A 7,705-nucleotide genomic window follows, 5' to 3' on the forward strand; every position below is an offset into this window, starting at 1 on the left:
CAATGCCCGGCACCGAACCGCCCGAAGAACCGGACTCGGGTCCCGCCACCGAGCGCTCGGTTCCCGACACCCAGCGTTCACCGCTGCCACTCGATTCCGGTCCGGCTGCTCAGCACACGAGCACTCCGTCGCAGCGCTCGGCGACCCGTCGATCCCGCTCGCGCGCCGTCCTGCGCCGACGGGTCGCGGACCTGGTCGATGTGCCGGTCCCCTCCCCCGTGGACCCTGCGTCCGCGGTAATGCGCAATCCTCATGTTGCCGAGGGGAAACGCTTCTGCTGGAAGTGCGGTACGCCGGTGGGTCGCAGCACCCCGAAAGGCCCCGGACCCACGTCCGGGCACTGCCCGAAGTGCGGGTCACGGTTCGAGTTCACGCCTGCCTTGCAGCCCGGTGAACTCGTCGCGGGCCAATACGAAGTGCAGGGATGCATCGCGCACGGCGGGCTCGGCTGGATCTTCCTCGCGATCGACCGGAATGTCAGCGACCGGTGGGTGGTCCTCAAGGGACTGCTGCACAGCGGCGACGCGGAGGCCCAGGCGGTCGCTGTCGCAGAGAAGCAGTTCCTCGCCGAGGTGAGTCATCCGAGCATCGTCCGAATCTACAATTTCGTCGAACATCCGCAGCCGGACGGCACCCCGATGGGGTACATCGTCATGGAGTATGTCGGCGGTAACTCGCTGCGCGAGGTGCTCGGTACGTACCCCGACAATCGAATGCCCGTCGAACAGGCGATCGGGTACCTCCTCGAGACACTGCCCGCGCTCGGCTACCTGCACGAGATCGGGTTGGTCTACAACGACCTGAAACCCGAGAACATCATGGTCACAGATGAGCAACTCAAGCTCATCGATCTCGGGGCCGTAGCAGGGATCGAAGACTACGGGTACCTGTACGGTACGCCCGGCTACCAGGCACCGGAGGTCGTGCGGACCGGGCCGACGGTAGCGAGCGACATCTACACGGTCGGGCGCACCCTCGCAGTGCTCACCCTCGACATGCCCTCCGACAAAGGACGCTATCTCGACGGACTGCCCTCCGTCGTCGACGCGCCTCTTCTCGCCGAGCACGACTCGTTCCACCGGCTGTTGCTTCGCGCCACCCACCCTGATCCGGATCAGCGGTTCGAGTCGGCCGACGAACTTGCGGGCCAGCTGACCGGGGTCCTGCGCGAGATACTGTCGCAGAACAACAACACCGAACATCCCGGTCTGTCGCGCATGTTCAGCCCACCGCGTACCACCTTCGGGACCGACGAGGCCGTCACCCAGACAGATGTGTACATCGACGGAGTCGAGCGAGACCCCACGATCGAAGCACGCGATGTGGCTGCAGCGCTTCCCGTTCCGCTGATCGATCCGAACGATCCGAGCGCGGCGCTGCTCGCCGCCGCGGTGCACAGTGAGCCGCAGCAGACCCTCGATTCACTGCGGCATGCCCGTGAGAGCGGCATCGAGCGTGTCGTCGGGAGCACGGGTGTGGCCTTCTCCCGCGAACTCGCCCTCGCCGAGACACGCGCTTACCTCGATCTCGGGGAAGCCGAGCACGCCTCCGAGATCCTCCAACGCCTGGCAGGTGACATCGGCTCCGACTGGCGGATCGACTGGTACGCGGGACTCGCAGCAATACTCATGGTGGAATTCGAGGTCGCGTTCGGGCGATTCGAGAAGGTACTCGAGGCGTTGCCGGGCGAGCTGGCACCGAAACTTGCCCTGGCCGCCACATCCGAGCTGATCCTTCAGCATTGGGAGAGCGACGACCCGGAGGCGTGGCGACGTTTCTGCGAGGAATCCTATCGTACGGTGTGGCGTACCGACCACAACATCGTCAGTGCCGCATTCGGTGTGGCGCGCCAGCTCACTGCGCGCGAGAACCTCGCCTCGGCTGTGGAGATCCTCGATCAGGTACCGGCCACGTCGCGTCACCACAACGCCGCGAACATGACGAGCACGCTTATCCTGTTGCGCGACGGCGATATCGAATCGATCACCGAATACGACCTTCGAGAAGCCGCACGCCGGGTGTCCGTGCTACCGCCGGATGAGGGCCGCGCCCTCCAGATGGAGGCGCTCGTGCTCAGCACTGCACTGGAGTGGGTCCGCGCCGGTCACAGATCCCGGCACGAACACAACCGTTTCCTGGACGTACCGTTCACCGAGCGGGGATTACGACGAGGCACCGAAGCTGCGTTGCGGCAACTTGCGCGGCAGGCGCCGGTGCGCATGCATCGCTATACGCTCGTCGACCTCGCCAACGCCATCCGGCCGCGGAGCCTCTTGTAGGGTGTTCGTCCCGCTTGCACAGACCACCTGACTACGCGAAATCGGCTGCGGCGCGTGCGATTGCGAGTTCCTCGTTGGTGGGGATCACCAGCACCTCGACCCGAGAGTCGTCCGCGGAGATCCTGCGCTCACCGCCACCGGACGCCGCGTTGCGCTCCGGATCCACGACGATGCCGAGTCGACCCAGACCTGTGAGGCTGTCGCGGCGGACATCGACGTTGTTCTCACCTACCCCACCGGTGAACACGATGGTGTCGATACCGCCGAGGATCGCGAGATATGCTCCGACGTACTTCTTCAGACGGTGCACGTACACGTCGTAGGCGAGTTTCGCATCGGCGTCGCCGTCGGCGATCAACCCGAGAAGCGCACGGAAATCGTTGACTCCAGAGAGACCTTTCAACCCGGAGCTGCGGTTGAGGAGGCGGTCGATCTCGTCGACGTTCATGCCCGCGGCGCGGTTGAGGTGCATCAGGACCCCGGGGTCGATGTCGCCGCTGCGCGTGCCCATCACAAGCCCTTCGAGGGGCGTCAGACCCATCGAGGTGTCGAGGGGTCGGCCCCCGGCGATCGCTGACGCCGACGCACCGTTCCCGAGGTGCAGAACCACCTGGTTCAGCTCACCGTAATCACGGCCGAGGAACGCAGCGGCCCGTTTCGAGACGTATTCGTGGGAGGTTCCGTGGAATCCGTAGCGTCGAACTCCGTTCTCCCGTGCGATGTCCCGGTCGATCGCGTAGGTTGCCGCGGCGGCGGGCAGCGAGTGGAAGAACGCCGTGTCGAACACTCCCACGTGCGGGACGCCGGGCAACTCCTCGCGAGCCACCTCCATGCCGATGACGTTCGCCGGGTTGTGCAGGGGGGCGAGCACGGACAGCTCGGAGACAGCACGCACCACCGCGTCGTCGATGAGCGTCGGCTCGTAGAACCGGTCGCCGCCGTGAACGAGGCGGTGGCCTACGGCGGTGATCCCGACCTCTTCGAGCGGACGGCCGAGCCCTTCGAGCATCTCGAGGACCTTACGCAGACCGAACCGGTGGTCGGGGATCTCGCCGAGGTGTTCGTCGGTACCCGCGGTGTGGTGGAAGACGATGCGCCCGTCGGGTTCACCGATCCGTTCGATCAGTCCGTGCGCCGGCGCCTCGGCCGTGTCCGGATCGATCAGCTGGAACTTGATCGACGACGAGCCGGAGTTGAGTACGAGCACGGTACCGGCGGTCGCCGGGTTCGGAGCACTCACTGGTCGTCCCCCTGAGCTTGAATCGCGGTGATGGCCACGGTGTTGACGATGTCCTGGATGAGCGCACCGCGCGACAAATCGTTGACCGGCTTGTTCAGTCCCTGAAGCACGGGGCCGACGGCAATCGCTCCGGCGCTGCGCTGCACGGCCTTGTAGGTGTTGTTTCCGGTGTTGAGGTCGGGGAAGATGAACACGGTGGCTTTGCCCGCCACGTCGGAATCGGGGAGCTTCGTGCTCGCCACCGACGGTTCGATCGCGGCGTCGTACTGGATCGGTCCTTCCACCGGAAGATCAGGCCGCCGTTCCCGTACGAGAGCCGTTGCGGTACGCACCTTGTCGACATCCGCCCCCGAACCGGACTCACCTGTCGAGTACGACAGCATCGCGATGCGTGGTTCGATGCCGAAACGCGCGGCGGTGATCGCCGACGAGATCGCGATGTCCGCAAGCTGATCGGCGGTCGGGTCGGGCACTACGGCACAGTCCCCGTAGGCCAGCACTCGATCCGACAAGCACATCAGGAAGATGCTCGAAACCGTCGACACGCCCGGTTCGGTCTTGATGATCTCGAAGGACGGCCGGATCGTGTGCGCGGTGGTGTGCGCGGCACCGGAGACCATGCCGTCGGCGATCCCCAGGTGGACCATCATCGTGGCGAAATACGATATGTCGCCCATGATTTCACGTGCCCGCTCGACCGTCATCCCTTTGTGGGCTCGCAGCCGAGCGTATTCTTGCGCGAACACGTCGATGTGCGGAGAGGTGCGCGGATCGTCGATCGCCGCCGCCGAGATGTCGATACCGAGTTCGGATGCGCGCTGACGCACCACAGCCTCGTCACCGAGAATGGTCAGGTCTGCGATGCGGCGCTGCAGGACCCGTCCCGCAGCGCGCAGAATCCGGTCGTCGTCACCCTCGGGCAGCACGATGTGACGTCGTCGATCGCGGGCACGGTCGATGAGTTGATATTCGAACATCTGCGGCGTCGTCACCGAAGGGCGTGGCAAACGCAGACGCTCGAGCAGCTCCGATGCATCCACATGTTGTTCCATCAGAGCGAGCGCGGTCTCGATCTTGCGCTGCGCCGGGAGCGCCATGCGCCCCCGTGTGCGGTCGGCCGCCGATGCGGTGTCGAACGTCCCGAGGCGGGTAGTGAGGATCGGCAGACTCGGTTTGAGACCCGCGACGAGTTGTGCGATGGCCGGGTGCGGCAACAGTCCACCGTTCATGACGATGCCCGCGAGCGTCGGGAACCCTTCTGCCGCATTGGCATTGACAAGTGCGAGAATGACGTCGGTGCGGTCGGCGGGCACGATCACGACGACGCCTTCGGTGAGACGCTCGAGAATGTGCTCGGCCGTCATACCACCGACCATGATGCGCAGCACCTCACGCTGAAGCAGGTCGGGGTCGCCGCTGTAGAGCTCGCCGTCGATGGCGGTCGACAACTCCGCCATCGTCGGAGCCATCAGGATCGGCGTATCGGGCAGCGCCCACACGGTTTCGGTTCGCCCCGCAAGCGCATCGGTGACCTCGTCGAGCCGCTCGGGATCGCAGCGATTGACGACAGTGCCGCCGAGATGAGCGTGGTGCGCCGACAGTTCGTTGGCACACACCGCTGCGACCTGCGCGATCTCGTAGGGAGTACGCCCTGCTCCGCGGAGCACGAGTAGGACGGGCGCGTCAAGGTTCGCGGCGATCCGCGCGTTGTACGACAACTCGCTGGGGTTTGCGATCTCGGTGTAGTCACTACCGACGATGACCACCGCATCGCAACGATCGGCGACGGCATGGTACTTGCTCACGATATCGCTCAGCGCGGCCTCGGGGTCGGCGTGGACATCGTCGTAGGTGACGCCGAGGCAGTCGTCGTACTCGAGATCGACAGTCGTGTACTCGAGGAGGAGCTCGAGAATGTAGTCCGTGTCGCTGTCGGAACGGGCGATCGGCCGGAACACGCCGACACGCGCCGCGGACGCGCACAACATCTGCAGTACGCCCAGGGCAACGGTCGATTTTCCGGTGTCGCCCTCGGGAGCCGCGATGTAGATACTCGACCCAGACCCTGCGTTGGCGCTCATGGTCTCACCCTAGATGCTCGACCACGCGCTCGGCATCGAAGCACTGCACGTCGTGACCAACTCAACTACATCCCTGGGTTGACGCGCACTGCGCGCGATGACCGCGTGACAGTGACGACTGCCTCTTCACTGGCAAGAACGCGCCCGACGTTCCGCGACGATGGGATGAGAACCCGTTCTCGGAAATGGAATCTTCTGTGTGTGAACGTAATTCAGGATCCATCCGAACAGAAGCGGGTACGGGGCGCGAGGAGCACCGGACAGGTGAACATGAATGGTCTCCACGAGCGACGGGCGGTACCGTCCGCGACCTCGATTTCCGGGTGGCAGCGCGCATTCTCAGGCAAGAGCAGCGACCAGTAGGGCAAAGGCCGCGACGATGACGGCAACCCGAGCGTAGTGGAAGCGGTCCCAGCGGCGCATCTGCTCTTTCCAGTCGTCGGGCCGGCCGTCGGGAGTCCACGTCTTGCCCCGGTTGTTGATCGGAACCAGAAGGAGGACAGACATGATCACGCTGACGATCAGCAGAGCACCGGCGGTGACGACGAGGCCAGTGCCCTGGTGGTGCCATCCGGCGATGACCCACACCGCAATGAGGGCCACAGAGGTGAGGTACCAGACCGGCATCACGGCGCCGAGCATGCGGCCTCCGTGGGCGCGACCGAGTTGGCCACTGTCCTCCGGGAGGGCGTCGAGGATCCGATTGATGACGAAGGCGACGGAGAACTCAACCCCGACCATCACGCCGACGATCACGGTGGTGAACACCTGGAGTGCGCTGAACATGAGGAATCCTTCCAGCTACTAGTGGCGCTAGATACTGATTCAATGCTAGACCCACAGCCGCTAGACTGTCTAGCAATGCTATGATTCCGTGCATGTCGGTACAGGAACGAAGGCGCCGCGAACGGGCGGAGCGCGAACGCCTCATCGTGGCGACCGCGCGTGCACTCGCCGAGCAACACGGCTGGGATTCGGTCACCACCCGCCTGCTGGCCGAAAGCATCGAATACAGCCAACCTGTCCTCTACAGCCATTTCCGCGGCAAACGCGCAATTATCGGAGCCGTCGCTCTCGAGGGTGCCCGCGAAATCGCCGCGGCCGCACGTGCCGCGGCCGCCGGTGCGAGCAGTCCGCGCGAGCGGGTCGTCGCCGTCGCTCGCGCGTATCTCGACTTCGCCGCACGCAACCCTGCGGTCTACGAGGCACTCTTCCAGCTCGAGGGAGGTCTCGCTTTTGCGAACGAGGAAACCCCGGACCCCCTGAAGGACGCGTTCACGGCGCTACTGGAATGCACCAGCGTGGTTGCCGGCGACGACGTCGACCCGGGGCTGTTCACGGAGGTGTTCTGGGCGGGCCTGCATGGGCTGGCCACCCTGACTCGGGCGCAACGACTACCACCAGAGGACACCGAACGCAGGGTGGAATTACTGGTGGACCGACTCGCCGTGCTCTGACGCGACGAATTGTGGATCACCGACACCACCGGTTCAGTGCAGGGTGCGCCGCGAAATCGTCAAGCGTTCGGGCCGACCGAGCATGGCGTCTACGGCTACTGCGCCGCCAGTCGAGATACTTCGAAGAGTCCTCACCCGTGTCGCTCATTGTCTGCTGCGGGGGTTGTCTGCTGCGGGCCGCGCGGATGCACCGTGCGGCCCGCATGATCCGAACTCAGGTGAGGGCGCGCAGTCGCGGAGCCAGATCCCGCTCGAACAACTCCAAAAACCGCCGCTGATCATGCCCCGGCGCATGAAACACCAAATGATTCAACCCCGCATCCACATACGCCCTCACCTGCTCGACCGCAGCATCCGGATCCGACGCCACAATCCACCGCTTCGCCACCTGCTCGATCGGCAACGCATCCGCCGCCGCCTCCATCTCCACCGGATCCTCGATACTGTGCTTCTGCTCCGGCGACAACGACAACGGCGCCCAGAACCGCGTATTCTCGAGCGCCAACTCCGGATCCGTATCGTACGAAATCTTGATCTCGATCATCTTGTCGATCCCCGCCACCTCACGCCCAGCCTTCACCGCACCCTCAGCCACCGCCGGCAACAACTTGTCGGTATAGAGCTCCATCCCCTTCCCCGAAGTACAGA

The 7,705-nt window shown here is 64.7% G+C and carries 6 protein-coding genes; 2 read left to right on the top strand and 4 right to left on the bottom strand.

All coding sequences use genetic code 11. The features are described 5' to 3' along the window. Positions 1–2 precede the first annotated feature (2 nt). Positions 3–2,279: a serine/threonine-protein kinase gene (locus ACZI8W_RS17485; RefSeq protein WP_463369762.1), complete on the top strand. Its 2,277-nt coding sequence runs from the start codon at positions 3–5 to the stop codon at positions 2,277–2,279. Between the two features lie 31 nt (positions 2,280–2,310). Here the strand turns inward: ACZI8W_RS17485 and ACZI8W_RS17490 are convergent, their stop codons facing one another. From ACZI8W_RS17490 to ACZI8W_RS17500, 3 genes are all read right to left on the bottom strand, one after another. Then, positions 2,311–3,519: an acetate kinase gene (locus tag ACZI8W_RS17490; RefSeq protein ID WP_463369763.1), complete on the bottom strand. Its 1,209-nt coding sequence runs from the start codon at positions 3,517–3,519 to the stop codon at positions 2,311–2,313. After that, complete coding sequence (pta, locus tag ACZI8W_RS17495) at positions 3,516–5,600, bottom strand: phosphate acetyltransferase (protein ID WP_463369764.1); 2,085 nt, start codon at positions 5,598–5,600, stop codon at positions 3,516–3,518. The genes ACZI8W_RS17490 and pta overlap by 4 nt, the downstream gene beginning before the upstream one ends. A 339-nt stretch (positions 5,601–5,939) precedes the next feature. After that, positions 5,940–6,386, bottom strand: a complete 447-nt coding sequence (locus tag ACZI8W_RS17500; protein ID WP_463369765.1) for an anthrone oxygenase family protein — start codon at positions 6,384–6,386, stop codon at positions 5,940–5,942. A gap of 92 nt (positions 6,387–6,478) precedes the next feature. Between ACZI8W_RS17500 and ACZI8W_RS17505 the strand changes: the two genes are divergently transcribed. Then, positions 6,479–7,057, top strand: coding sequence for a TetR/AcrR family transcriptional regulator (locus ACZI8W_RS17505; RefSeq protein WP_463369766.1), 579 nt, complete (start codon positions 6,479–6,481; stop codon positions 7,055–7,057). Between the two features lie 214 nt (positions 7,058–7,271). Here ACZI8W_RS17505 and ACZI8W_RS17510 read toward each other — a convergent pair. Further along, the coding region (locus ACZI8W_RS17510; RefSeq protein WP_463369767.1) for an LLM class flavin-dependent oxidoreductase at positions 7,272–7,705 on the bottom strand (434 nt) is incomplete at its 5' end.

This window comes from Rhodococcus ruitaii (assembly GCF_055230935.1).

Excerpts from the sequence above, each read along its gene's own strand:
- ACZI8W_RS17500 (WP_463369765.1), bottom strand. The coding sequence starts at position 6,386 with ATGTTCAGCGCACTCCAGGTGTTCACCACCGTGATCGTCGGCGTGATG.
- ACZI8W_RS17505 (WP_463369766.1), top strand. The coding sequence starts at position 6,479 with ATGTCGGTACAGGAACGAAGGCGCCGCGAACGGGCGGAGCGCGAACGC.
- pta (WP_463369764.1), bottom strand. The coding sequence starts at position 5,600 with ATGAGCGCCAACGCAGGGTCTGGGTCGAGTATCTACATCGCGGCTCCC.
- ACZI8W_RS17485 (WP_463369762.1), top strand. The coding sequence starts at position 3 with ATGCCCGGCACCGAACCGCCCGAAGAACCGGACTCGGGTCCCGCCACC.